Source organism: Sulfitobacter sp. G5_S2_6_S6, from assembly GCF_054968505.1.
The window spans coordinates 484,869-510,058 of the sequence record NZ_JBQKUI010000001.1 but is presented as its reverse complement, the minus strand read 5'-3'; the positions used below and the strand labels follow the sequence as shown (position 1 = coordinate 510,058).

28 protein-coding genes are annotated in these 25,190 nt (G+C 60.7%); 13 read left to right on the top strand and 15 right to left on the bottom strand.

Annotated features, from left to right (window positions below):
• Nucleotides 1-41: 41 nt before the first annotated feature.
• Complete coding sequence (locus ACTRWK_RS02410) at nucleotides 42-851, top strand: esterase/lipase family protein (RefSeq protein WP_289081746.1); 810 nt, start codon at nucleotides 42-44, stop codon at nucleotides 849-851.
• Nucleotides 838-1,980, top strand: a complete 1,143-nt coding sequence (locus ACTRWK_RS02405; protein ID WP_289081747.1) for an alpha-D-ribose 1-methylphosphonate 5-triphosphate diphosphatase — start codon at nucleotides 838-840, stop codon at nucleotides 1,978-1,980. Before ACTRWK_RS02410 ends, ACTRWK_RS02405 begins: the two co-directional genes overlap by 14 nt.
• Nucleotides 1,981-1,998: 18 nt before the next feature.
• On the opposite strand, the gene ACTRWK_RS02400 is transcribed toward ACTRWK_RS02405, so the two are convergent.
• From ACTRWK_RS02400 to ACTRWK_RS02390, 3 genes are all read right to left on the bottom strand, one after another.
• The gene (locus ACTRWK_RS02400; RefSeq protein WP_009825189.1) at nucleotides 1,999-3,072 is read right to left on the bottom strand and encodes a 5-(carboxyamino)imidazole ribonucleotide synthase; all 1,074 of its coding nucleotides are present in this window, start codon (nucleotides 3,070-3,072) and stop codon (nucleotides 1,999-2,001) included.
• Complete coding sequence (gene purE, locus ACTRWK_RS02395) at nucleotides 3,065-3,553, bottom strand: 5-(carboxyamino)imidazole ribonucleotide mutase (protein WP_289081748.1); 489 nt, start codon at nucleotides 3,551-3,553, stop codon at nucleotides 3,065-3,067. The genes ACTRWK_RS02400 and purE overlap by 8 nt, the downstream gene beginning before the upstream one ends.
• Before the next feature lie 82 nt (nucleotides 3,554-3,635).
• Nucleotides 3,636-3,860, bottom strand: a complete 225-nt coding sequence (locus ACTRWK_RS02390; protein ID WP_005849528.1) for a YdcH family protein — start codon at nucleotides 3,858-3,860, stop codon at nucleotides 3,636-3,638.
• 161 nt (nucleotides 3,861-4,021) lie between these two features.
• On the opposite strand from ACTRWK_RS02390, the gene ACTRWK_RS02385 reads away from it, so the two are divergent.
• Both ACTRWK_RS02385 and ACTRWK_RS02380 read left to right on the top strand, forming a co-directional pair.
• Complete coding sequence (locus ACTRWK_RS02385) at nucleotides 4,022-4,447, top strand: Hsp20 family protein (protein WP_289081749.1); 426 nt, start codon at nucleotides 4,022-4,024, stop codon at nucleotides 4,445-4,447.
• Nucleotides 4,440-4,658 carry a DUF1150 family protein gene (locus ACTRWK_RS02380; RefSeq protein ID WP_009825186.1) on the top strand — a complete coding sequence of 73 codons (219 nt, stop codon included), beginning with the start codon at nucleotides 4,440-4,442 and terminating at the stop codon, nucleotides 4,656-4,658. The genes ACTRWK_RS02385 and ACTRWK_RS02380 overlap by 8 nt, the downstream gene beginning before the upstream one ends.
• Before the next feature lie 133 nt (nucleotides 4,659-4,791).
• Here ACTRWK_RS02380 and ACTRWK_RS02375 read toward each other — a convergent pair whose 3' ends face one another.
• Nucleotides 4,792-6,504 carry a bifunctional sulfate adenylyltransferase/adenylylsulfate kinase gene (locus tag ACTRWK_RS02375; protein WP_064217127.1) on the bottom strand — a complete coding sequence of 571 codons (1,713 nt, stop codon included), beginning with the start codon at nucleotides 6,502-6,504 and terminating at the stop codon, nucleotides 4,792-4,794.
• A gap of 167 nt (nucleotides 6,505-6,671) precedes the next feature.
• Nucleotides 6,672-7,676: a thioredoxin-disulfide reductase gene (gene trxB / locus ACTRWK_RS02370; RefSeq protein ID WP_289081173.1), complete on the bottom strand. Its 1,005-nt coding sequence runs from the start codon at nucleotides 7,674-7,676 to the stop codon at nucleotides 6,672-6,674.
• 219 nt (nucleotides 7,677-7,895) lie between these two features.
• On the opposite strand from trxB, the gene ACTRWK_RS02365 reads away from it, so the two are divergent.
• Complete coding sequence (locus tag ACTRWK_RS02365; RefSeq protein WP_005849518.1) at nucleotides 7,896-8,396, top strand: Lrp/AsnC family transcriptional regulator; 501 nt, start codon at nucleotides 7,896-7,898, stop codon at nucleotides 8,394-8,396.
• A 3-nt stretch (nucleotides 8,397-8,399) separates the two neighbouring features.
• Here the strand turns inward: ACTRWK_RS02365 and ACTRWK_RS02360 are convergent, their stop codons facing one another.
• The 5 genes from ACTRWK_RS02360 to lgt all read right to left on the bottom strand — a co-directional run bounded on the left by ACTRWK_RS02360 (nucleotide 8,400) and on the right by lgt (nucleotide 12,490).
• Entirely contained in the window at nucleotides 8,400-9,182 is a 783-nt protein-coding gene (locus ACTRWK_RS02360; RefSeq protein WP_289081174.1) for a Hint domain-containing protein, read from the bottom strand.
• Nucleotides 9,183-9,381: 199 nt separating this feature from the next.
• A complete protein-coding gene (locus ACTRWK_RS02355) occupies nucleotides 9,382-9,525 on the bottom strand; it encodes a hypothetical protein (RefSeq protein WP_005849514.1) in 144 nt (47 codons plus the stop codon).
• Between the two features lie 267 nt (nucleotides 9,526-9,792).
• On the bottom strand, nucleotides 9,793-10,548 hold the full coding sequence (gene pgeF / locus ACTRWK_RS02350) for a peptidoglycan editing factor PgeF (RefSeq protein WP_037944747.1): 756 nt from the start codon (nucleotides 10,546-10,548) through the stop codon (nucleotides 9,793-9,795).
• Entirely contained in the window at nucleotides 10,545-11,609 is a 1,065-nt protein-coding gene (locus ACTRWK_RS02345; protein ID WP_037944746.1) for a class I SAM-dependent methyltransferase, read from the bottom strand. The genes pgeF and ACTRWK_RS02345 overlap by 4 nt, the downstream gene beginning before the upstream one ends.
• On the bottom strand, nucleotides 11,606-12,490 hold the full coding sequence (lgt, locus tag ACTRWK_RS02340; RefSeq protein WP_037944745.1) for a prolipoprotein diacylglyceryl transferase: 885 nt from the start codon (nucleotides 12,488-12,490) through the stop codon (nucleotides 11,606-11,608). Before lgt ends, ACTRWK_RS02345 begins: the two co-directional genes overlap by 4 nt.
• Nucleotides 12,491-12,586: 96 nt before the next feature.
• Here lgt and ACTRWK_RS02335 point away from each other — a divergent pair, with 96 nt between their 5' ends.
• From ACTRWK_RS02335 to ACTRWK_RS02315, 5 genes are all read left to right on the top strand, one after another.
• Nucleotides 12,587-12,829 (top strand): accessory factor UbiK family protein, encoded by a 243-nt coding sequence (locus tag ACTRWK_RS02335; protein ID WP_005849508.1) that lies wholly within the window; start codon nucleotides 12,587-12,589, stop codon nucleotides 12,827-12,829.
• A gap of 331 nt (nucleotides 12,830-13,160) precedes the next feature.
• Nucleotides 13,161-13,661 carry a type III secretion system chaperone family protein gene (locus ACTRWK_RS02330; RefSeq protein ID WP_005849506.1) on the top strand — a complete coding sequence of 167 codons (501 nt, stop codon included), beginning with the start codon at nucleotides 13,161-13,163 and terminating at the stop codon, nucleotides 13,659-13,661.
• A gap of 34 nt (nucleotides 13,662-13,695) precedes the next feature.
• Nucleotides 13,696-14,511, top strand: coding sequence for a pyrroline-5-carboxylate reductase (gene proC / locus ACTRWK_RS02325; protein WP_037944744.1), 816 nt, complete (start codon nucleotides 13,696-13,698; stop codon nucleotides 14,509-14,511).
• Nucleotides 14,504-14,842 carry a tRNA-binding protein gene (locus ACTRWK_RS02320; RefSeq protein ID WP_037944743.1) on the top strand — a complete coding sequence of 113 codons (339 nt, stop codon included), beginning with the start codon at nucleotides 14,504-14,506 and terminating at the stop codon, nucleotides 14,840-14,842. The genes proC and ACTRWK_RS02320 overlap by 8 nt, the downstream gene beginning before the upstream one ends.
• Nucleotides 14,839-15,789, top strand: coding sequence for a 2-hydroxyacid dehydrogenase (locus tag ACTRWK_RS02315; protein WP_289081175.1), 951 nt, complete (start codon nucleotides 14,839-14,841; stop codon nucleotides 15,787-15,789). The genes ACTRWK_RS02320 and ACTRWK_RS02315 overlap by 4 nt, the downstream gene beginning before the upstream one ends.
• On the opposite strand, the gene ACTRWK_RS02310 is transcribed toward ACTRWK_RS02315, so the two are convergent.
• The 4 genes from ACTRWK_RS02310 to ACTRWK_RS02295 form a co-directional block, all read right to left on the bottom strand.
• Complete coding sequence (locus ACTRWK_RS02310; protein WP_064217121.1) at nucleotides 15,786-16,364, bottom strand: thymidine kinase; 579 nt, start codon at nucleotides 16,362-16,364, stop codon at nucleotides 15,786-15,788. The genes ACTRWK_RS02315 and ACTRWK_RS02310 overlap by 4 nt on opposite strands.
• Before the next feature lie 120 nt (nucleotides 16,365-16,484).
• Nucleotides 16,485-17,609, bottom strand: coding sequence for a beta-ketoacyl-ACP synthase III (locus tag ACTRWK_RS02305; protein WP_289081176.1), 1,125 nt, complete (start codon nucleotides 17,607-17,609; stop codon nucleotides 16,485-16,487).
• Nucleotides 17,610-17,771: 162 nt separating this feature from the next.
• Nucleotides 17,772-21,131: a carbamoyl-phosphate synthase large subunit gene (gene carB, locus ACTRWK_RS02300; protein WP_289081177.1), complete on the bottom strand. Its 3,360-nt coding sequence runs from the start codon at nucleotides 21,129-21,131 to the stop codon at nucleotides 17,772-17,774.
• A 148-nt stretch (nucleotides 21,132-21,279) separates the two neighbouring features.
• Complete coding sequence (locus ACTRWK_RS02295) at nucleotides 21,280-22,044, bottom strand: alpha/beta fold hydrolase (RefSeq protein WP_289081299.1); 765 nt, start codon at nucleotides 22,042-22,044, stop codon at nucleotides 21,280-21,282.
• Between the two features lie 54 nt (nucleotides 22,045-22,098).
• Between ACTRWK_RS02295 and ACTRWK_RS02290 the strand changes: the two genes are divergently transcribed.
• Nucleotides 22,099-22,473, top strand: a complete 375-nt coding sequence (locus tag ACTRWK_RS02290) for a hypothetical protein (protein ID WP_074634687.1) — start codon at nucleotides 22,099-22,101, stop codon at nucleotides 22,471-22,473.
• Between the two features lie 163 nt (nucleotides 22,474-22,636).
• On the opposite strand, the gene glyA is transcribed toward ACTRWK_RS02290, so the two are convergent.
• On the bottom strand, nucleotides 22,637-23,914 hold the full coding sequence (glyA, locus tag ACTRWK_RS02285; protein ID WP_132997743.1) for a serine hydroxymethyltransferase: 1,278 nt from the start codon (nucleotides 23,912-23,914) through the stop codon (nucleotides 22,637-22,639).
• A 171-nt stretch (nucleotides 23,915-24,085) separates the two neighbouring features.
• On the opposite strand from glyA, the gene ACTRWK_RS02280 reads away from it, so the two are divergent.
• Entirely contained in the window at nucleotides 24,086-24,841 is a 756-nt protein-coding gene (locus tag ACTRWK_RS02280) for an NAD kinase (protein ID WP_005849487.1), read from the top strand.
• Between the two features lie 111 nt (nucleotides 24,842-24,952).
• A complete protein-coding gene (locus ACTRWK_RS02275; protein WP_005849485.1) occupies nucleotides 24,953-25,150 on the top strand; it encodes a CsbD family protein in 198 nt (65 codons plus the stop codon).
• Nucleotides 25,151-25,190: the final 40 nt, after the last annotated feature.

Sequence of the window (25,190 nt, the reverse complement as noted above, 5' to 3'; positions counted from 1 at the left end):
GCATTTCACATGCGGCGTTTTCAGTCTATTTGACCCTAGCTATGAAAACACTGGTCACAATCATTTTCTCGCTTGGCGTGCTGTCGGGCATGGCACAGGCGCAAGCGTCGCTTTCCACAGCCGGAGAGGGGCGCTGCGTGGTGCTGTTGCACGGGCTCGCCCGGACAGAGACCTCCTTTGCCGTGATGGAGGCCGCGCTCGAGACCGAGGGCTACACCGTGGTGCGCCCCGGTTACCCGTCAACCACCGCCCCCGTCGAAGAGCTGACCCGCCGCACCTTGCCCGACGCAGTCGCGGCATGCGGGACGCAAAAGGTGGATTTTGTGACCCATTCCATGGGCGGTATCCTTCTGCGGCAATGGGTTGCCGAAACGGGCGATGCGCGTATCGGCCGCGTCGTCATGCTGGCCCCGCCCAATCACGGCAGCGAGGTCGTGGACACGCTGGGTGATCTTGCCGCCTTTGATTGGATGAATGGTCCCGCAGGGGCGCAGATGGGGACGGGTGAAAACTCCCTTCCGCTGCGGTTGCCTCCGGTTACCTTTGATCTGGGCGTGATCGCGGGCACGCAATCGCTGAACCCCTATTTCTCGTCGCTGCTGCCGGGGCGCGATGATGGCAAAGTGTCCGTCCAATCCGCGCGGGTCGACGGGATGCGCGATTTTCTGATGCTGCCGGTGACGCATACGTTCATGATGTTGAACCCGACGGTGATTGCGCAGACGATGACCTATCTGGACACAGGGAAATTCGACCGGTCGCTGGGGTTCGTGGACGCGGTGCTGGATTCAATCGGCTGCCCCGATGGGGCCTGCTTGCCGGGACAAAAGGCTAACGATGCTGAACGTTGAATTTACGGGGGCGCACGTCCTGGGCGCGGATGTGCTTGAGCCCCGCCCGCTGGCGGTTGCGCAGGGGCTGATTACCGATGTGGCGCAAACCACGCGCGTTGATCTTGACGGTTACATGATCGTGCCGGGGATCGTCGATGTGCATGGGGACGGGTTCGAACGGCACCTCGCCCCCCGTCGCGGTGCGATGAAAACCATGCAAGAGGGTCTGGTCGCCGCCGAGGCAGAGCTGGCCGCCAATGGCATCACCACCGCCGTGCTGGCGCAGTTCATCAGTTGGGAAGGCGGCTTGCGCGGCTATGAATTTGCCGAACAGGTCTTTGGCGCGATCCAGCAGGTGTCGGATACGTTGGTTACGGACCTGCGCGGACAGCTCCGGCTCGAGACGCATCTGCTGGACCTTTACGCCGATCTGCCGCAGCGCATGCAGGACTGGGGGCTGTCCTATGTCGTGTTCAACGACCATCTGCCGCACGACCGGCTGGCGAAAGGGCAGGTGCCCAAACGCATGGTAGGGCAAGCGCTGAAGGCAGGGCGCAATCCGGACGACCATCTGCGGATGATGCAAGACCTGCACGCCCAAAGCGCGGATGTCCCCGGCGCGCTGGACTGGCTGTGCAAGGTGCTGGCGGCGCGGGGCATCCAGATGGGCAGCCATGATGACACCACCGCCGAAGGGCGCGCCCTATGGCGCAAGCGTGGCGTGCGCGTCGCCGAGTTCCCCGAGACGCAGGAGGCAGCCGAAGCCGCAGCGGCGGCGGGGGATTATGTGGTGCTGGGGTCGCCGAATGTGGTGCGCGGCGGGTCGCACAACGGCAATGTTTCCGCGCTTGACCTGATTTCGATGGGGATCGGCGGGGCGCTTGCCTCTGACTACCATTACCCGTCGCCACGACGCGCGGCCTTCATGCTGGCGGATCGTGGCGTATTGCCCTTGGCGCAGGCGTGGCACTTGGTATCGGCAGGGCCCGCGGCGGTGCTGGGGTTGTCGGATCGGGGCGTGATCGCCACCGGAAAGCGGGCTGATCTGCTGGTGCTCGACGCGCAGACGCGCCGTGTGGCCCTGACGATGTCGGGCGGGCGCGTCAGCTATATGTCCGGTGATATTGCCGCGCGGTTCCTAGGCTAGGCCCGCGCGGATAGTGCCCTAGCTGGGCCGTTTGACGATGTTCACATGGCCCATCTTACGGCCCGGTTTGACGTCGGCCTTGCCGTACAGATGCAGCGCCGTGTCGCGCTGTTTCGCCAGCTCGGGCACGCGGTCCATATCGTCGCCGATCAAGTTCTCCATCACCACATCTGCATAGCGGCTGCCGTCGCCCAAGGGCCATCCCGCCACGGCACGGATGTGCTGTTCGAACTGGTCCACCGCACAGCCGTTCTGCGTCCAATGACCCGAGTTATGCACCCGTGGCGCGATCTCGTTCACGATGAAACCTTGCGGCGTGACGAAGAGCTCGACCCCCAGCACGCCGACATAATCCAGTGCATTCAGGATCTTGGCGGCCAGCAGGACCGCATCCATGCGCTGTGCGGCGCTTAGCCGGGCAGGGACGGTGGTGGTGTGCAGGATACCATCGCGGTGCACATTCTCGCCCGGATCGAAACAGGCAACCTCGCCCGAGGGGCTGCGCGCGGCGATCACGGACACTTCGGCGGTGAAGTTCACAAAGCCTTCCAGCACCGCAGGATTGCCAGCCATATCTGCCAAGGCCCCCGCCGCATCATCCGCGCTGCGCAGGCGCGACTGCCCCTTTCCGTCATAGCCGAAGCGACGGGTTTTCAGGATCGACGGCGCGCCGATGGTCGTCATCGCGGCCTCCAGATCGGCGGCATTGGCGATATCGGCAAAGGGGGCGACAGTCAGGCCCAAACCTTCGAGGAACTGTTTCTCCACCAGACGGTCCTGACTGGTGCGCAGCGCCTCGCGGTTGGGACGGATGGGGGTGATGTTTTCGATCACATCCAGCGCATCTGTCGGGATGTTTTCAAACTCGAAGGTGACAATATCAACCGATTTGGCAAAGGCGGTCAGCGCGTCGACGTCATCATAGCCAGCGGTGGTCAGCGCATGGGCGACATCACCTGCAGGTGGGTTGGCACCGGGTTCAAAGATATGCGTGCGAAACCCCAGACGTGCGGCAGCAACGGCCAGCATGCGCCCCAATTGCCCGCCGCCCAAAATCCCGATGGTGGCCCCTGTCTTCAATGCTTCAGTCATCCGAAGGCTCCTCTGGGATAGACGCGCTAAGCGCATCGCGCCAAGCGTCAAGACGGGCGGCAAGGGCAGGGTCTTGGAGGGCCAGAATGCCCGCCGCCATCAACGCGGCATTCGCAGCACCTGCCACACCGATCGCCATCGTCGCGACCGGAAAGCCCCGGGGCATCTGCACAATAGAATAAAGCGAATCCACACCCGACAGCGCCTTGGTCTGCACCGGTACGCCGATCACCGGCACGCGGGTCTTGGACGCCATCATGCCGGGCAAATGCGCAGCACCGCCCGCACCGGCGATGATCACCTGCAGGCCACGGTCGGCGGCGGTTTTCCCATAGCTCCACAACCGGTCGGGGGTGCGGTGTGCCGATACGATCTTGGCCTCGTAAGCGATACCAAGTTCATCCAGCAGCGTCGCTGCCTCGCGCATCGTGGCCCAATCGGACTGCGAGCCCATGATGATGCCGACAGGTGGATTTTCCATGAAAAAGGGCCTTTGCTAGAGCGTATAAGAAGCGCGCACTATAGCCATGATCGCCCGCGTGGCAATCCGCTGGCGGGCGCTGTCAGGCGGTAATATCGGGGGTCAGCCGGTCTTCGATCTGGGCAATCAGGTCTTTCAGGCGCAGCTTGCGTTTTTTCAGCCGCTGCAGCGTCAGTTGATCGCCCGTCCCCTTGTCGACCAGCGCCTGAATGGCATCGTCCAGATCGCGATGCTCGCGGCGAAACACCTCAAGCTCGACACGCAGGACATCGTCATTCTTCATCGACAGGTCGGAGGGAGGATTCATAAGTTTGGCTGATTCTTGCTATATCTAGGCCTGCGAATATAGGCGGTTGCAATTCAAAGGCATAGCCCTTGCGTCCTGCCCCCATGGCCCCCATATTTGACGCAGGTCGCCGAATACGGGGCCGGATGACTGACTGTCGCTTATCTTAAAGGACGTGTCTTATGACGAAATTAACGCTGGCTTCCTACCCGCATATGCTGGGTTTCGAGCAGTTGGAACGGGTGATGGAACGTACGGCGAAGGCCGGAAACGAAGGCTATCCACCGTTCAACATTGAACAAACATCGGACTATAGCTACCGCATTACGCTTGCGGTTGCAGGTTTTGCGGAACAAGATCTCTCTATAACCGTTGAGGATAGACAACTTGTGATCCGTGGCCGTCAGGTCGACACGCAAGAAGACCGAATCTTTTTGCACCGCGGGATTGCCGCACGCCAGTTCCAACGATCCTTCGTACTGGCCGACGGTGTAGACGTTGGCGAAGCGCTGATTGAAAACGGCCTACTACACGTCGATCTCACCCGCGCGAAGCCCGAAAAGGTCGTTCAGACCATCAAGATCAGAAAAGGGGAACAAAATGCATAACGAAGAAACGCATGTTCAGGACCGTACCGTCTACGTCAAGATGATTGCCGTGTCCGACCTTCCCCTCGAAGTGCGCGAGCAGGCGGAAGGGCTAAAACAGCTATACGCCGTGCATGACGCCGAAGGGCAGCAGCTGGCGCTGGTCGGTGACCGCAAGCTCGCCTTTAGCCTCGCGCGCGATCATGACTACGCGCCCGTTATGGTGCATTAAGTCCTAACATCGATAATTAAACAAAAAGGGTCGCTGATTTGCGGCCCTTTTTTTGTGCACGGCATCCAACAACACGCACGAAAAAGGCCAGCCTATGAAGGCTGGCCTTTCTGTATTCGACTTGGCGAAAGAGTTACCCCTTGATCAGCCCCATGCTTTCCAGCTTGAGCAGCACCTGATGGGCGCAATTGTCGACGTCGACATTCTCTGTCTCAACGCGCAGTTCGGGGGTTTCGGGAACGTCATAGGGGTCTGAGATCCCTGTGAATTCCTTGATCTTGCCCTCACGCGCCAACTTGTACAGACCCTTGCGGTCGCGGCGTTCGCATTCCTCGATGGAGGTGGCGACATGCACCTCGACGAAGGCACCAAAGCTTTCCACGTCTTCGCGCACGGCGCGGCGGGTGGTGGCGTAAGGCGCAATCGGCGCGCAGATGGCGATGCCGCCGTTCTTGGTGATCTCGGACGCGACATAGCCGATGCGGCGGATGTTCAGATCGCGGTGCTCTTTGCTAAAGCCCAATTCCGACGACAGGTTCTTGCGGACGATATCGCCATCCAGCAGCGTGACGGGACGGCCGCCCATCTCCATCAGTTTGACCATCAAAGCATTGGCGATTGTCGATTTCCCCGAGCCGGAAAAACCGGTGAAGAAGACGGTAAAGCCCTGCTTGTTGCGTGGCGGCTTGGTGCGGCGCAGCTCTTCAACCACCTCGGGGAAGGAGAACCATTCAGGAATTTCCAGCCCTTCCTGCAAACGGCGACGCAACTCGGTGCCCGAGATGTTGAGGATGGTGATGTCATCCTTGTCTTCGATCTCGTCAATCGCCTCGTATTGCGCGCGCTCGGCCACCCAAACCATATGTTTGAAGTCGACCATTTCGATGCCCATTTCTTCCTCGTGGGCGCGGAACAGATCCTGCGCGTCATAGGGGCCATAGAAATCATCACCGGCAGAGTTCTTGCCGGGGCCCGCATGGTCGCGGCCCACGATGAAATGGGTGCAGCCGTGGTTCTTGCGGATCAGACCGTGCCACACGGCCTCGCGGGGGCCGGCCATGCGCATGGCGAGGTTCAGCAGGCTCATTGCGGTGGTGGCGGCGGGGTATTTGTTCAGCACGGCCTCGTAGCAGCGCACGCGGGTAAAGTGGTCCACATCGCCGGGCTTGGTCAGACCGACAACGGGGTGGATCAGCAGGTTCGCCTGCGCTTCACGCGCGGCGCGGAAGGTCAGTTCCTGGTGCGCGCGGTGCAGGGGGTTGCGGGTCTGGAAGGCCACAACCTTGCGCCAACCCATCTTGCGGAAATAGGCGCGCAGCTCATTCGGCGTGTCGCGACGCGCCTTGAAATCATAGTGGACGGGCTGCTGGATGCCAGTCACAGGGCCGCCCAGATAGACGTTGCCCGCGGTGTTGTGCAGATAGTTCACCGCCGGATGCGCGCTGTCATCCGCGCCAAAGACTTTCTCTGCCTCGCGGGCCTTGTTCGGGACCCAACGGTCGGTGACGGTCATGACCGCCAAGATCACGCCTTCCTGATCGCGCAGCGCAATGTCCTGCCCGATCTCGAGCCCTTCGGCAAACTTCTCGGACACATCAAGGTTGATCGGCATCGGCCACAGCGACCCATCCGCCAGACGCATGTTTTCGACAACACCGTCATAGTCTTCTTCGGTCAAGAAACCCTTAAGAGGGTTGAAGCCACCGTTCATCAGCAGCTCTAGATCGCAGATCTGGCGCGGCGTCAGGTCATGGCTGACCAGATCACCAGCTTCCACCTTCAGCTTCTGCGCCGAGTCGTAAGAGACGTAGAGTTCAGGGATCGGAGCAAGGTTGGGCGTTTGCATGGGCGTCTCGCAATTTTTTAGGTTCAAATTCGAATATTCGGGCTGATAGACCGCACCGATTGGGCTAGGCAACCTTTGTAGCCGCTTTGCGGCGAATTACGGACAGCGACGTGTTTTTTGCTGGGAAAAGGCAATCTTATCCCAGCAAACGCCATCCTAGGCGAACGTTATGCGTCGTCTTTTACCTCGGCTCCATAGCCAAGCGGCAGCGATGTGTCTTTGCCTTCGTCATCGCCAACTTTCGCAAGGAATCGTTCAGCCTCTAGCGCGGCCATGCAGCCCATGCCGGCGCTGGTCACGGCCTGACGGTACTTGTGGTCGGTCAGGTCGCCCGCCGCGAACACACCGGGGACAGAGGTTTCGGTGCTGTCCGGCTTGGTGACGACATAGCCGCCCATATGCGTTTCCAGCGTATCCTTGACCAATTCATTCGCGGGCGCGTGACCGATGGCGACGAAAACACCTTTGCATGGAATATCGGTGATCTCGCCGGTTTCGACGTGCTTGACCTTGACCCCTTCGACACCAAGCGGCGCATCGGTGCCATAAACTTCATCCAGTTGGTGGAACCACAGCGGTTCGATCTTTGGATTTTTCATCAGCCGGTCGATCAGGATCTTCTCGGCGCGCAGCTCGTCCCGGCGGTGGATCAAAGTGACCTTGGAGGCGAAGTTGGTCAGGAACAGCGCTTCTTCCACGGCGGTGTTGCCACCCCCGATGACCACGATTTCCTGATTGCGGTAGAAGAAGCCGTCGCAGGTGGCGCAGGCCGAAACGCCGAAGCCTTTGAACTTCTCTTCGGTCTCAAGCCCCAGCCATTTTGCCCGTGCGCCTGTTGCGAGGATCACAGCGTCGGCCACATAGGTCGTGCCGCTGTCGCCCTTGGCGTGGAAGGGGCGGCTGGACAGGTCCAGATCGGTGATGATGTCGCCGATGATCTCGGTCCCCATCGCCTTGGCGTGGTCCTGCATGCGGATCATCAGATCGGGGCCCTGGACCTCGCTGTCGCCGGGCCAGTTTTCAACCTCGGTCGTGGTGGTCAACTGCCCGCCCGGTTCGATGCCTTGTACAAGGATCGGGTTCAGCATCGCGCGGCTGGCATAGACACCGGCAGTATATCCGGCAGGGCCGGAGCCGATGATCAAAAGCTTGGTTTCGCGAGTTTCGGCCATGATAAAGAACCCCAGAATGTATAATTTGTTGCGTTCCAACCGATATAGACGCCCCTCGGGTTGCCTTAAACCCCAAGTTTGCATATCCGCCCTGCAAAGATCGCCGTCATCGAAAATGCGGTTGATTTTTGCTTGAATTCAGAACATTGCGCACCGGCGAAAGATTATTGCGTCCAACGATGTTGGTGCTATAACAATTGAAAATCCTATGGGGGTATTATGGCAGGGACGCGGCTTGATCCGATTGATCGGAAAATTTTAGCCGAATTGCAGGCGGACGGGCGCATGACCAACGTTGAGTTGGCCAAACGTGTAGGCATCTCTGCACCGCCGTGCCTGCGCCGGGTCCGGACCCTTGAGGAAAGCGGATATATCCGCGGCTACCACGCGAATGTTAACGCGCGTGAGCTGGGGTTCGAGGTACAGGTCTTCGCGATGGTCGGTCTAGCCAGCCAGGCTGAATCCGACCTCACCGCCTTTGAAGAGAAGTGCCGCAACTGGCCGCTGGTCCGCGAATGTCACATGCTCAACGGCGAGGTGGATTTCCTGCTGAAATGCGTCGCCCCCGATCTGTCGAGCTTCCAGAGCTTTCTGACCGGACAATTGCTGACGACGCCCAATGTGGAAAGCGTCAAAACCAGCCTTGTGATCCGCCCGGCCAAAGATGAACCGGGCGTGCCTTTTGATGTGCTGGAAAGCCGTCTGAAAAGCGAACCCTAAAGGCTATTGCGCAGCGTAGATCGGGTCTGACCGTTCTGACGCGCGGGGGTGACACAGCGGGCCAAAATCCTTGGCACTACTGATATGCGGAAACATTGATAAAAACGCGTCACGTTGATGCAGCGGCAGGGCTGCGATTGTCGACGGGCCGGGGTGAAATGTCTCCATCTCCAGACCGCTGACGCTGATCGCGGCATGACGGGCAAGACCCAAGTGATACAGCCGTACCGGCGTCGGAGGCTGAATTTCGATTATATTCACCCCGTCCACCAGATCTCGCATCAGGGTAAAGACCTTGCGCGTCTGCTTTGCGCCGCGAAGACTTTGTGGCGTATGCAGGATGCGCGCAGCGGGGCCGAAGGTCAGGAAACCAGAGGGGCGGGCCAGCCCCAGACTGTCCGCCATGACCCGTACAAGCGGCGTGCGATGGCCGATATCCGCAGGGACGAACTTGCTTGATCCAACCCAAAGAAGCGGAGTGTGCAGCCCGTCGGCCTGTACGATCCGGTCACCCGGGCAAAGATCTTCGACCGGGATTTCCCCTTGGGTCGTGCGGATCAACGTACCATGGGCGAAAGCGGAAAACGGTTCTTCGAACAACGGTGTGGCAGGGGCGTAGCCTTCGGTCACAAAGACGGAGCCGTCCTGACGCAGCACCGCAATCTCATACGCGCGGGTGCGTCCGGTAGATCTGGCACGCGCTTCCCGCAGAACCGAACGCGAGGCTGCGGATTGCGCCGTATGTGTAGGGGAGGGGGCAAAATCAGGGGCAGTATGCAATGTCATAACGTGACCTTTATATGGTCGATCCCACGTGCCTAGCCCCCGCTGAAACACCTGCGATCCGGATTAATCCGCGCGAGAGAGGCCCGCGCGCAGAGAATGTTTGTGATCGGTCTCAAACCATCTGTGCGGACAGGCACCCGCCCGCCGCGCGCAGAGTCACCGGCGGCCCGTGACCCCCCGGGCCATAAGCCGACCCTGTTCAGGCGGCTTTTTGCTGGGACGTCAGGGCAGCGCGTTTCGCGATAAACGCGGCGCGGCGTGTGCCACGGGACCAAGGCAGGTTCACGCCTTCCTTGTTGGAAGCGTCGATAACCGATTTGATGAAGCGTGCGTTGGTTTTCATGCTCTGTATCCTATTGTCTATGGGCAATGCCCTTTCGTCGAGGATCACTATGCAAATGCTTTCGGGCACCGATTGGGCATTTCGCGAAAAAATACAGATAATTCGAGCAAACCTGAGAGCGGTTTGTGGCACGGCCTCAAAAGCGCGAAACACCCTTGAATTTATGACCTGTGGTAGAAAATGCGCCGCCATTCAAACAGGCTGCTCGCTGGCTATGGGGCGAAATTTGGGCAGGTGCCTGTCGCATTGCTGCCTAAATTCACGCTGCTACAGCACAATCGCAGCGATCAGCCGGCCATAGTCAGCCTCTTTCGCGTGGGTGCTGCGACGGTAGCTATAGAAACGATCCGCATCGCTATAGGTGCAGTGGCGCGTCCATTCCGCATGGCCCACACCTGCCGCGCGCAGGCGGTTCAGGCCAAAGCCCGCAAGGTCGAATTGCATCCGGTCATCGGCACCATTTGCAAAATAGCGGGCGAATGTCGGATCTTCTGCTAGGAAGGCGTCGATGAACTCTGGCCCGACCTCATAGGCGCGCTGGCTGATGCAGGGGCCGATCACTGCTGTGATATTGTCGCGCGTGGCCCCAAGGTCTTCCATCGCCTCGACTGTGGCCGTCAGCACCCCGTCAAGCGCGCCGCGCCAACCGGCATGCGCCGCCCCGATCACGCCGGCTTCGGCGTCGTGGAACAGCACAGGCTGGCAATCGGCGGTCAGGATCGACAAGGCCAGCCCCGGTGTCGCGGTGACCAGTGCATCGGCGCGGGGTTTCTCGTTCAGGGGGCCATCGACGCTAATGACGGTGGCGGAATGGATCTGATGCACGCCAACCAGATGGTCCGGTGCCACGTCCATTGCATCGGCGACACGGGCACGATTGATCTCTACGACCTCGCGCTGGTCCGAGCTGCCAACCCCGCAATTCAGCCCGGCAAACACGCCAGAGGAGGCACCGCCGCGGCGCGTAAAGAACCCGTGGCGCACGTCGCCAAGACTATCGGAGGTGAGTATTTCCAGCGTCATGGTTCCAATCCTGGGGGCGGGCTATGGTGCGGAGGATAAATCCCCATCACTTTAAACAAATTTCCCATTTCTGACGGATGCGTCAAGCGTCTATGTGCGGCGACATGGGCGTTCAGCGCGTCCTCGGTCATGCCCTTGGCAAGGGTCTGTGCGCGTTGAGTGATCCCGAGGCGTTCAAGAAAGACGCCCTGCGGGGTGATGCGAGTGTGGCTGGCCGGTGCGGCTGCGAGGGCAAGCTTTTCAAAATCGACGTGTGCTGTCAAATCGGCTTGGCCGGGAGCGGCCAGCGGATCGGCTTTTTCATGCCCCCGCAGCGCCTGCAAGGTATCGCCCAGACTGTGCCAGTCGCCATAATCCACGATCAGCGCGGCGCCGCCGTGGGTCGCGATCCGTTCCGACACGGGGTGGAGGATCGGCGCAAGCTGCGTGCAATCCTCGACCAGATCGCCGGGCGTGGTATCGGCCAGCCGGTCGGCCAGCGCGGGTTGCGGCAGCTCGGGCCCCAGCCCAAAGCTCAACGCGCCGTCCGCCAGCCCAACCTGCCGTTCGCGCCACGATGTTTCGCCACGGACGAACTGGCGGATCGGCAGCGCGTCGAAAAATTCATTCGCCACCAGAAAAAGCGGCTGGTCGGGCAGCGCGTCGGTCCTGTCGGCCCAGATCACCTGATGCCCCGCAAGGGTCTTGGCCTGGGCATCGCGCAGCGTCGGGGACGCCTCTACCAGCGTAATTTGCGCCGCCTCGATAAAGCCGGGCACGTTGCGGGTCGCGCGCAGGATATCGGCCATCAGGGTGCCGCGGCCGGGGCCAAGCTCGGCCAAGGTGAAGGCCGTGGGCGCGTCTTGGGCGAGCCAGCTCTGCGCGAGACACAGGCCCAACAGCTCTCCGAACATCTGGCTGATCTCGGGAGCAGTGGTGAAATCGCCTTGGGTGCCAAAGGGGTCACGGGTGGTATAATAGCCCTGCGTCGGATGCAGCAGGCAGGTGGCCATATATTCGTCGATCCGCATCGGCCCGTTGGACGCGATGCGGCTGTGTAGAATGTCGCGTAGTGTGGTCATGCCTTGCGCGTCGCCCGCAAGATCAGGAACACCCCGATGGCAATCATCGGCAGGCTCAGCAGTTGGCCCATGGTCAGCCCCCAGCCGTTTACATGCCACGCCAGCCCCAGCGGGTTGTCGGCGCTGACAAATTGCGCATCCGGTTGGCGTACGAATTCGACGATGAAACGCGCGGCCCCGTAGCCGGCCAGAAAGACGCCGCCGATCAGCCCCTCCGATTTCAGCCCGCCGCGCCGCCATGCCAGATAGATCAGCAGGGCCCCAAGGATCAGCCCCTCAAGCAGCGCCTCATATAGCTGCGAGGGATGCCGCGCACAGATCGTTGCAATGTCCGGGCAGTCCTGTGCGGCCACCGTGGGAAAGGCCACGCCCCAGGGCAGATCAGTGGGGCGGCCCCAAAGCTCTGCATTGATGAAATTCGCCAGACGCCCCAGAAACAGGCCGGGTGCCAGCCCCAGACAGACGACATCACCGGTCGAGATCGTGCTGATGCCGTGACGTTTGGTATAGGCGATACCCGCAAAGATCACCCCAAGCGCGCCGCCGTGGAACGACATGCCCCCCTCCCAGATCCGCAGGATCTGCGCGGGATTGCTGAGGTAATAGCCCGGTTGATAGAATAGTACATATCCCAGACGCCCGCCCAGAATGACGCCGAGAATGACCCAGAAAAGCAGATCCTCGACCTGCTGTTTGGTCATGACGGGGGTATTGCCCGCCCAAAGCCGGGGCCGTTCAACGGCGCGCACAACGATGCGCCAGCCAACGAGGATGCCGACGATATAGGCCAGCGCATACCAGCGCAGGGCGACGGTCATGCCAAACAATGTGAACGAGAAAATCTCGGGCGATAGGTCGGGGAAGGGGAGCATTGCATTCATGCGCTGATTGAGCCTGACCGTAAACGGAAGTCAACCTTGCGAGAACCCGCTTTGCACACCATATAGTGAGCAACAGCCGATCAGGAGAGAATGACCATGCAAACGCGCAACAAGATTTTCGACGACATCTCGCAGATGATGACCAATGCCATGGGCGTGGCCCAAGGGGCCAAGACCGAAGCAGAGACCGCGATGAAGGGAATGCTGGACCGTTGGCTGGCAGACCGTGATTTTGTGACACGCGAAGAATTCGATGCGGTGCGCGCCATGGCGCAAAAAGCCCGCGAAGAGAATGAAGCGCTGAAGGCGCGGCTTGATGCGATGGACAGCAAGGGCTGATCGCCGCGCTCATCCTCGGCCAACTTTGTACGATGTGATCCGCACCCGCCTTTTGGCGGGTGTGTTCGTTTTTGGGGTGGCACCTTCGCCTCTAATGCTGTCTGTCGGGGTCAGTGCTCTATAGATGGGGGGTTATGCTGCTTTTATCCACAAGATACTGAGGTTATCCCCTATCTTTCGTGGTTACCCCCAGAAAAAGACTTGCCTCAGGGCCGCGTTGCGCGCACCATATTTGGTATAGGTCGCTAAGAGCTTCGGCGATTTATGGTAGATGCACCCATGTATTGATGTGCCTGCGCATATGAATACCCGGATCCAAAGAGGTGACCACATGGCCCTGACAGAGCAGTATCTTGAAGAAGACATTCACCCCATCGACATCGTAGAAAATCTCGCGGCGTATCACGACTGGGACTTCGACCGTATATCGGACGAACAGATCGCGATGGCCGTCGAAGGGCAGTGGCGGACCTATTCCATCACCCTCGCGTGGTCGCCCTTTGACGAAACCCTGCGCCTTGTCTGCACCTTCGAAATGGATCCGCCCGCGGAAAAACTGCCGGTGCTCTATCACTTGCTCAACGATGTGAACGATCAATGCTGGACCGGTGCCTTCACCTATTGGCCGGAACAAAAGCTGATGGTTTATCGCTATGGGCTGGTTCTTGCCGGGGGGCAGGATGCCTCTGCGCAGCAGATTGATACCATGATCAACGCCGCCGTGAGCAACGCAGAGCGGTATTATCCCGCGGTGCAGCTGGCGGTTTGGGGCGACCAGACCCCCCGACAAGCCCTTCAGGTTGCCATTGCAGAGGCGTACGGCCACGCATAGGTGTATCCCCGAATGTTAATTTAGGGGTACAGATATGAAAGATACGCGCATCGCCAAAGACGGTTTGGTTCTACTGGGCTGTGGCAAGATGGGATCCGCGATGCTGGCGGGCTGGCTGGCACGCGGGCTTCCGACATCTTCGGTATATGTCATCGATCCGAAACCCTCTGATTGGTTGAAAGAGCAGGGCGTGCAGTTGAACGTCGATCTGCCCAAGGAGCCCGCTGTGGTTCTTGTGGCGGTGAAGCCGCAGATGATGGGTGACGCGCTGCCCACGTTGCAGGCCATGGGCAACGGCAAGACGGTTTTTGTAAGCGTCGCCGCCGGCACCACCATCGCGACGTTTGAGAAAACGCTGGGGGAACAGACGCCGATCGTGCGCGCCATGCCCAACACACCCGCCGCCATCAGCCAAGGCATCACCGCCATCGTCGGCAACGACCACGTCGACGCCAAGGGTATGGATGAAGCTGAAGAGCTGCTGTCAGCCGTGGGCGACGTTGTCCGGCTGGAGGAGGAATCCCAGATCGACGCAGTCACTGGGGTCAGCGGCTCGGGTCCGGCGTATGTTTTCCACATGATCGAAACCATGGCCGCGGGCGGGATCGCGCAGGGGCTCAGCCCCGAGCTCGCGCTAAAGCTCGCCACGGCGACGGTGGCAGGGGCCGGGGCGCTGGCGAAATCCGCGGACGAAGGCCCGGACCAGCTGCGCATCAACGTGACCAGCCCCAACGGCACCACACAGGCCGCGCTGGACGTGCTGATGAACGAGCAAGACGGCTTTCCGGTCCTGCTCAAACGCGCTGTGGCGGCGGCCGCCGATCGTTCGCGTGAGCTTTCGAATGGCTGAGATCAGCTTTGACGACTTCATGAAAGTCGACATCAGGGTCGGGACGGTCACGCGTGCCGAACCCTTCCCCGAGGCGCGCAAGCCCGCGATCAAGATGTGGATCGACTTTGGTCCCGAGATCGGTGAGCGTAAAACCTCGGCTCAGGTGACGGTGCATTACACGCCCGAGACGCTGATCGGCACGCAGGTGATGGGGGTGGTCAACTTCCCGCCGCGTCAGATCGGGCCGTTCATGTCCGAAGTTTTGGTGCTTGGGGTGCCGGACGAGGACGGGGCGATTGTGCTGATGCGCCCCACGCAACCCACCCCGAACGGAGGACGTCTGCATTGACGAAACTACTGATCGCCCGCCCTGCGCCCCCCGAAGTGCACGAGGCCTTGGAAGGCTTTGACGTGACCTATCGCGAGGACAGCGCGCCCTTGTCCGAGGACGAGATGCAGGACGCCCTGCGCGACTATGACGGGGTGCTGGCCACCTTGGGCGACCGCTTTACCGCGGATGTCTTTGGCAAGGTCGGCATGCCACGGTGCAAGATGCTCGCCAATTTCGGGGTGGGCTATAACCACATCGATGTCGAGGCGGCAAAGGCGGCGGGGCTTCAGGTCTCTAACACGCCCGGTGCTGTGACCGATGCCACCGCCGATATCGCCATGACGCTGATGCTGATGGCCGCACGGCGTGCGGGAGAAGGCGAACGGCTGGTGCGGTCAGGTCAATGGTCCGGATGGGAGCCTTCGCAGCTTTTGGGCATGCATCTGACGGGCAAGACTGTCGGGATCGTCGGGATGGGACGTATCGGCCAAGCCGTCGCGCGGCGCTGTCACTACGGCTTTTCGATGGATGTGAAATACTTTAGCCGCAGCGCGAAAAGCGTCGCCTATCCGGCGGAACATATCAGTGATCTCAAACAGTTGGTCGCCGCTGTTGATGTTGTCGTTATCGCTGTGCCGGGCGGGGATGACACGCAGCATCTGATCAATGCGGATGTGCTGGCGGCGATGCAGCCCCATGCCTTCCTGATCAACATCGCTCGTGGCAATATCGTCGAGGAAGCCGCTTTGATCGAGGCGCTGCAAGCGGGCACCTTCGGCGGCGCAGGGCTGGATGTGTATGAGTTCGAGCCAGAGGTGCCGCAAGCCCTGCGGGATCTGGATAATGTGGTGCTATTACCGCATCTAGGCACGTCCTCCCGAGAGGTGCGTGTGGATATGTGGATGATGGCGGTTGAGAATTTGAAAGCGGGCGTCGCGGGCGAAACGCCCCCGAACCTCGTTTAACGGCCCACGGCCTCGCGCCAATGTCGGCGGCATAACGAGATATAGGTCTCGTTGCCGCCGATCTGCACCTGCGCCCCTTCGCGGATCGCTTTGCCTTCGGCATCCTGCCGCACCACCATCGTCGCTTTCTTGCCGCAGTGGCAGATCGTGCGCACCTCGCGCATTTCATCGGCAAGGGCGAGCAGCGTCGCAGACCCGGGGAAGAGCAGACCACGGAAGTCCACGCGCAGCCCGTAGCACATGATAGGCACCCGCAGGTCATCCACCGCACGGGCCAATTGCCAGACCTGATCAGGGCTGAGGAACTGCGCCTCGTCGATGAAGATGCAGGCGCAAGGGCCTTCAGCCAAACGCTTTTCGATCTTCGCCAGAAGGTCTTCGTCCGTCTCGAAAGTGTCGGCCTCGTGCCCGATCCCGATACGCGATGCGATCCGCCCGTGTCCGGCGCGGTTGTCGAATTTCGCGGTCATCAGGTAGGGGACCATGCCGCGTTCGACATAGTTATGAGCCGCCTGCAGAAGTACGGTCGATTTGCCCGCGTTCATGGTCGAATAATGAAAGTAAAGCTTTGCCATGGCCCTCTTTAGCGTCAGGCGACCTTGGCGTTCAAGGTGGGGGGAGGGCAGCGGGGACGCGTCTGTCGCAGACCGCGCCCCACATGTCACAGGTGTTGAAGTGGCTCTGTGCCGGTGGGCTTAGCCGTGGCGCTGCACCAGCACAGAACCCACGGAATATCCGGCCCCGAAGGAACAGATCAGCCCGGTGTCCCCATCGGTCAGATCGTCGGAGTATTTCGAAAACGCGATGATCGACCCGGCAGAGGAGGTGTTGGCGTAGTCTTGCAGGATGTTCGGCTGCTCGCCCGCTTCGGGCGCGCGACCCAGCACTTTGCGACCGATGAAGTCATTCATCGATTTATTCGCCTGATGCAGCCACAGACGCTTTAGATCAGCGGCCTCAACGCCTTCGTCAGCCATGTGGCCCGCGATGTGTTCGGCAACCATCGGCAGCACTTCCTTGAACACCTTGCGCCCGTTCTGCATGAACTGCATGTCGCGGCGGTCCGCGACGCCATCGGGGCGGGACCGGCGCAAAAAGCCATTGTTGTTGCGGATGTTGTTCGAGAACTCGGTCGCGCAACGGGTTGATTTGATCTCGAAATAAGCACCGGCTGCATCTTCGGCGCGTTCGATCAGCACGGCGGTGGCCACGTCCCCAAAGATAAAGTGGCAGTCACGGTCGCGCCATTCCAGATGGGCCGAGCATATCTCGGGGCAGACCACCAGCGCCGAGCGGATCGAGCCGGAGCGGATCATATCCGCTGCCGCTTGGATGCCGAAGGTCGCGGACGAACAGGCGACGTTCATATCGAAGGCAAAGCCGTTGATATCCAGCAACTGCTGGATTTCGATCGCGACCGCCGGATAGGCGCGTTCAAGGTTCGACGCCGCGCAGATGACGGCATCAACATCAGCCGCGGTTTTCCCGGCCGCCTTCAACGCCTTTTGTGCCGCATCCAGCGCCATCTCGGCCATCAGGCCGGGTTCGTCGTCGGACCGTTGGCGCAGCAGGGGGTGCATCACCTTGGGATCCAGAATGCCCGTCTTATCCATGACATAGCGCTGTTCGATCCCCGACGCCTTGACGATGAACTCCTCTGACGAGTGTTCCTTGGCGGGCAACTCTCCGGCGTCGATCTCGGCGGCGTGTTCGGCATTGTACAGATCGGCATAGGCGTTGAACGCCTTGACCAGCTCGGCGTTGGTGATGACCTGTTCCGGCGTAAAGATGCCGCTACCAGTAATGGCGGGTGTGTACATGGGTAAACCTTTTTCAGCGTTGTCCGAGTAGGCCAAGAAACGGCTGCGGGGTCAAGTCCAGCGGGGGCTGGCATGCAAGGGCGACGGACAATGAGAGAGGGGAGGAAAGGGGAAAGACCTGCGCCACGCGTCAAAGACGCGGCGCAGGTCAGAAAGGGCAGATTAGCCCTGAAGCGATTTAACGCCGATTTCGTCTTCGGCTTGTGCCTTGATGGCCAGCGCTGCGGCATAGGCACCGGCGGCCGTGGTGAAATACGGGATCTTGTCATACAGCGCGATAGAGCGGATGGATTTGCTGTCCTCGACCGCCTGCGCGCCTTCGGTGGTGTTCATCACCAGTTGGATCGCTTCGTCCTTCATCATGTCGGTGATGTTCGGGCGACCCTCGTAGACCTTGTTCACGATCTCGCAGGCGATGTCATGCTCTGTCAGCCAGGCGGCGGTGCCACGGGTGGCGCGCAGGGTGAACCCTTGCTCCAGCAGGATACGCGCGGCAGTCAGCATGTCTTCCGACTTGTCCATATCTTTGATCGAGAAGAACACGCAGCCCTTGCGCGGCAACGGATTGCCCGCGCCCATTTGCGCCTTGAGGAAGGCACGGGGGAAATCGCGGTCCCAGCCCATAACCTCGCCCGTTGACCGCATTTCCGGCCCAAGCAGCGTGTCGACGCCGGGGAAGCGGGCGAAGGGCAGCACGGCTTCCTTGACCGAGAACCAAGGCATGTTCGGGTCCGCCAGTGTCATTGGATCACCCAAAGGCAGCACGTCGTCATAGGCGGCATCGTCACGGTAGGGCGCGCGTTGCGGGAAGGCCGACAGCTTTTCGCCCGCCATGATCCGCGCAGCGATTGACGCAATCGCGCTGTCCGTCGCTTTGGCGACAAAGGGCACGGTGCGCGAGGCGCGGGGGTTGACTTCGATCAGATAGATCTGGCCGTCCTTGACCGCGAACTGGATGTTCATCAGGCCCACTACATTCAACGCCAGCGCCAGCGCCTTGGTCTGTTTTTCGACCTCGGCAATGATGTCGCGGCTCAGCGAATAGGGGGGCAACGAACAGGCGCTGTCGCCCGAATGAACGCCGGCCTCTTCGATGTGCTGCATGATGCCCGCAACGTGGACATCCGTGCCGTCTGACAGCGCGTCGACGTCCAGCTCTACCGCGCCCGAGAGGTAGTGGTCCAACAGCACGGGGCTTTTGCCCGATACGACCACCGCGTCGCGGATATAGCGTTCGAGGCTGGCCTGATCGCGCACGATCTCCATCGCGCGGCCGCCCAGAACGTAAGACGGGCGGATCACCAGCGGAAAGCCGATGTCTGCTGCGATCTCAAGCGCTTCGGCGTCGGAGTGGGCGATACCGTTATGCGGCTGTTTCAGGCCCAGCGATTGCACCAGCTGCTGGAACCGTTCGCGGTCTTCGGCAAGGTCGATCATGTCGGGCGTGGTGCCAAGGATCGGGATGCCCGCCTCTTGCAGCGCTTGCGCGATCTTCAGCGGTGTCTGGCCGCCGAACTGCACGATGACGCCGTGCAGCGTGCCGTTTTCCTGTTCGACCCGCAGGATTTCCATCACGTGTTCAAAGGTGACGGGTTCGAAATACAGCCGGTCCGAGGTGTCATAGTCGGTCGAGACGGTTTCGGGGTTACAGTTGACCATGATCGTCTCGTAGCCCGCGTCGGTCAGCGCATAGCAGGCGTGACAACAGCAATAGTCGAACTCGATCCCTTGACCAATCCGGTTCGGTCCACCGCCCAGAATGACGACTTTCTGACGGTCGCTGGGGCGGGCTTCGCATTCAACTTCGTCAAAGGCGGGGGCCTCGTAGGTAGAATACATGTAGGGCGTTTGCGCTTCGAATTCGGCGGCGCAGGTGTCGATCCGTTTGAACACGGCCTTGACGCCAAGGTTCAGACGCGCGCGGCGTACGTTGTCTTCGTCGCGACCGGTCAGCGTGCCAAGGCGCGCGTCGGTAAAGCCCATCATCTTGAGCTTGCGCATCCCGTCTTCGGTCAGCGGCAGCCCGTCTTTGCGGACCTGCGCCTCGGCGTCGACGATCTCGCGGATGCGGGCAAGGAACCACGGGTCGAACATGGTCACACCGTGGATATCCACGTCGGACATACCGTGACGCATCGCCTGAGCAATGGTGCGCATCCGGTCGGGGGTCTGCTTGCTGATCGCGGCAATCAGCGCGGCTTCGTTCTGTGGTGCGTCGGCGGGCAGGTCACTGTCCAGACCGGGGATGTCGATTTCATCAAAACCGGTCAGCCCGGATTCCATCGACGCCAGCGCCTTTTGCAGCGACTCGTGGATCGTGCGGCCAATCGCCATCGCTTCGCCGACAGACTTCATCGCGGTCGTCAGATAGGGTTCGGAGCCGGGGAATTTCTCGAACGCGAATTTCGGGATCTTGGTGACGACATAATCGATTGTCGGCTCGAAGGACGCAGGGGTCACGCCGGTGATGTCGTTGTCCAGCTCGTCTAGGGTAAAGCCCACCGCCAGCTTGGCCGCGATCTTGGCAATGGGGAAACCCGTCGCCTTGGACGCCAGCGCAGAAGAGCGCGATACACGGGGGTTCATCTCGATCACGACCATGCGGCCATCTTCGGGGTTCACGGCCCACTGCACGTTCGATCCGCCTGTTTCCACGCCGATTTCGCGCAGCACGGCGATCGAGTGGTTACGCATGATCTGGTATTCTTTGTCGGTCAGCGTCAGGGCAGGGGCCACGGTGATCGAATCGCCTGTGTGCACGCCCATCGGGTCGACGTTCTCGATCGAGCAGACGATGATCGCATTGTCAGCAGTGTCGCGCACCACTTCCATCTCGTATTCTTTCCAGCCAAGCAGGCTCTCATCAATCAGGATCTGACCCATCGGCGACGCGTCCATCCCCGAGCGGCAGTAGAATTCGTAATCGTCGCGGTTATAGGCCACGCCGCCGCCGGTGCCACCCATGGTGAAGGCAGGGCGGATGATGGCGGGCAGGCCGACATATTCCAGCGCGTCGAGCGCAAGCTGAACGCCCGCCGCAAGGTCTTTTTTACCGCTGGCGGCAACGGGCGCGGTGACGATGGTCGCCTTGGGATTTTCGATGCCCAAACGGTCCATCGCCTCGCGGAAGAGCTTGCGATCCTCTGCCATTTCAATGGCTTCGCGTTTCGCGCCGATCATCTCGACGTTGAATTTCTCCAGCACGCCCATCTCTTCGAGCGCGAGCGAGGTGTTCAGCCCGGTCTGACCGCCCATCGTTGGCAGCAGCGCGTCAGGGCGTTCTTTCTCGATGATCTTGGCGACGATTTCAGGGGTGATGGGTTCGATGTAGGTGGCATCCGCCAGCCCCGGATCGGTCATGATCGTCGCAGGGTTGGAGTTCACGAGGATGACGCGGTAGCCTTCCTCTTTCAGGGCCTTACAGGCCTGCGCGCCGGAGTAGTCGAACTCGCACGCCTGACCGATGACAATGGGCCCCGCTCCAATGATCATGATCGACTGGATATCGGTTCTTTTTGGCATGGCTCAGGCCCCCGGATGTTTGCAAATTCTCCGCGTTATAGGCTTTGGGGGGAGAGGTGCAAGGGGGCATGTCGGGATATGGGGCGTGTTTTCAGGCAACACCCATGTGGCAGGGGCGCAGCACCGCCCGATACGGTGCCCCTTTGCCTTAACCGAGCGTCAGGAAGGCGCGCAAAGACGCCTCGAAGTCGCGCGGCTTTTCGGCGTGCAGCCAATGGCCCGTGTCCGGCAGCTTGGCAAAGCGCGACTGCGGGAACAGCGCCTTGATCACGGGGCGGTCTTCGGGTTTGACATAGGTGGAGTTGCCGCCGGACAGGAACAGCACCTCCCCCTCGTATTGTCCATCGACCCCATCGGGCCAGCCGACGATCTTGGACATCTCTGCCTCAAGCACATCAAGGTTCAGCTTCCACACCTTGTTGGGCACATCCAGAGACTGGGTGAAAAAGCTTTGCAATGCGGGCTCGACCCCCGCCGCCGCCAATTGGTCAGAGGCGTCGGAGCGGCGGGTGAGCGTACCCAGATCGACCGTGCGCATCGCATCGATAAACTCTTGCTGGCTGTGGCCATAAGCGACAGGAGCGATATCGGCGACCACCAGACGGTTCACGAGTTCGGGATGGTTCAGCGCCAGCATCATGGCCGCCTTACCGCCCATCGAGTGCCCGCAGACGTCCATTGGCGCGCCAAGATGGGTGATGACCTCTGCCAGATCGGCGGCCATCTCGGGGTAGCTTTGCGTCTGCGCGCGCGGGCTGTCCCCGTGGTTGCGCATATCGACGGTCACCACGCGGCGCTGGTCGGACATCCGTTTGGCGATCACGCCCCAATTGCGGCCTGACCCGAAAAGACCATGCACGATCAGCAGGGCAGGGGCGTCGCCTGTGGTGCCATATTCAGTGTAATTCAACATGCCCAAGATGTAGGGCCATTGCAGCGGATGTGCCAGACCGTTTAGGGTTGAAACATGCTGGATCAAAAAGACCTAGAGACCAAGGCACGTGAAATGCAGCGCGGCTTGCAGGCAAAGCTGGGTGTGCAGGGGCGCGATGTCTCTCATGCGTTGGCGCGCGCAGGGCGACGTCTGCCCGCGCGGGTGCGGCGTGAGGGCAAGGTCTTTGCACAGGCGGCTTTTATGGCGCGCAACCCCAAGATGGCACGCAGGCTCGAGGGCGCGACGGTGCAGTCCGCCTATGACCGCGTGATGGAGCATCTTGCCGGGATCGACGTGGCCGAACGGCGCAAGGACCGCTGGCTTGGTCTTGCGGCCAGCGTGGCGTTCAACCTGATGTGCGTGGCGGTGGCGTTCATCACATTTCTGTGGTGGCGCGGCTACGTCTGACGGGCGCTGCTGTTACGATCAAATACGCAAAAGCCCCGCTGCGGACCTGCAAGCGGGGCTTTGTTTTGAAGCGTGGTTTGGGGCGCTGCCCCGCCCTTGCGGGCCCCCCGGGATTTAATCCATTTGGAAGGGCCCGGGGCACATCGCTTTAGAGGTTGGGGCTTTAGAGGTCGGGATAGATCGGGAAGCGGGCGCAGAGCGCTTCGACTTCGGCTTTGACCTTGGCTTCGACCTCGGCGTTGCCATCGGCCCCATTGGCGGCCAGCCCGTCGACGACCTCTATGATCCAGTCGGCGATCTGACGGAATTCATCCTCACCAAACCCGCGTGTTGTTGCCGCCGGCGATCCCAAACGGATGCCGGAGGTGACCATGGGCTTTTCAGGGTCAAACGGCACACCGTTCTTGTTGCAGGTGATGTGGGCGCGGCCCAGAGCTTTTTCGGTGTCGTTCCCTTTGACACCTTTGGGGCGCAGGTCGACCAGTAGCAGGTGGGTGTCGGTGCCGTGTGTGATCGTGTCGAGCCCGCCTTTGATCAGCTGGTCGCTGAGTGCTTGGGCGTTCTTGATGACCTGTTGGATGTAGGTCTTGAACTCGGGCTTGAGCGCTTCACCAAAGGCCACGGCCTTGGCCGCGATCACATGCATCAGCGGGCCACCCTGAATACCGGGGAAGATGGCCGAGTTGAACTTTTTCGCCAGCGCTTCGTCGTTGGTCAGGATCATGCCGCCGCGCGGACCGCGCAGGGTTTTATGTGTGGTGGTTGTCGCCACATGCGCATGGGGGAAGGGGGAGGGGTGTTCGCCCGCAGCGACCAGACCGGCAAAATGGGCCATGTCCACCTGTAGGTAGGCACCGACCATATCGGCAATCTCGCGCATCCGCTTGAAGTCGATCTGGCGCGGGATGGCGGAACCACCGGCGATGATCAGCTTGGGCTGGTGCTCTTTCGCGAGCGCTTCGACCTGGTCATAGTCAAGCTGGTTGTCTTGTTTGCGCACGCCGTACTGGATGGCGTTGAACCATTTGCCGGATTGGTTCGGCTTGGCCCCGTGGGTCAGGTGGCCGCCCGCGTCGAGGCTCATGCCCAGAATGGTGTCACCGGGTTGCAGCAGCGCGGTGAACACGCCCTGGTTGGCTTGGCTGCCCGAATTCGGCTGCACGTTGGCGAAATCGCAGTTGAACAATTTGCACGCGCGTTCAATCGCCAGGTTTTCCGCCACATCGACAAAATCACACCCGCCGTAATAGCGGCGGCCCGGGTAGCCTTCGGCGTATTTGTTGGTCATCACCGACCCCTGCGCCGCCATGACAGCCGCAGACACGATGTTTTCGGAGGCGATCAGTTCGATCTCGTTACGCTGGCGACCCAGCTCGTCTGTAATGGACCCGAAGATTTCGGGATCGGCTTCGGACAGGGGGGTGGTGAAAAAACCGGACATGGGCGTGGTTCCTTTGACTACGTGTGCGGGTTGCGGGCTATCTAGCTTAATCCGGCACGGGGGTGAAGGTCGTAATGCGCCGGTCGCACCGTCATATGCGGCAAAGCTGGTAGGTCGGCGCGATATGTGGTTCTTTTGACTGTGAATATCCCTCATTGGAAACATCCGCCCATGAAGATCGCTTTTATCGCCAGCCGCTCTGATGTTGCACAGGATGCGTTGACGGCGCTGAGCGCACGATACGGCAATGTCACGCGCGAGGAGGCAGAGGTTATCGTCGCCCTCGGGGGGGACGGGTTCATGCTGCAGGCGCTGCACGACTCGCAAGAGCTGTCGACGCCGGTCTATGGCATGAACCGCGGCACCATCGGGTTCTTGATGAACGCCTATGCCGAAGAGGATCTGGTGGATCGTCTGCGCGCAGCAGAAGAGGCGGTGATCAACCCGCTGGTGATGGTCGCCACCCACGCCAATGGCGAGACCTCCAAGGCGCTGGCCTTGAACGAGGTCGCCTTGCTGCGCGAGGGGCCGCAGGCCGCCAAGCTGCGGATCAGCGTCGACGGGCGCGTGCGGATGGAAGAGCTGGTCTGCGACGGGGCACTGGTGGCGACGCCTGCCGGGTCCACTGCCTATAATTACTCCGCGCACGGCCCGATCCTGCCGATTGGCGCGGATGTGCTGGCCCTGACGGCGATGGCGGCGTTTCGGCCACGGCGCTGGCGCGGGGCCTTGCTGCCGAAAACGGTGACCGTGCGCTTTGATGTGCTGGAGCCCGCCAAACGCCCTGTGATGGCCGACGCCGACGGGAATTCCTACCGCGATGTCGTCGCGGTCGAGATCACCTCGGACCCGTTGATCAAGCACCGTATCCTGTTCGATCCGGGCCACGGTCTGGAAGAACGGCTGATCAGCGAGCAGTTCAACTAATCCGCGTTTCAGACGGAACCGCGGTGCCTTTGGCGCGTTGATATTCCGAGACGCATGAGAGGCCATTCAGGTGCTTTCATCGTTTGGAATTTTAGCAAAAGGAGACCTGACATGAATTGGGATACAATCAAAGGTAACTGGAGCCAGATGACCGGTAAGGTCAAAGAAGAATGGGGTGATCTGACCGATGATGACCTGACAGAAGCCGCCGGCGAACGCGACCAGCTGGTCGGCAAGATTCAGGCGCGCTACGGCGTTGCCAAAGACGAGGCGGAGCGTCAGGTAGACAGCTTCGTGGCCAAACACTAACTGGCCTAGATATTGAATAGAAAAGGCGGCTGTTACAGCC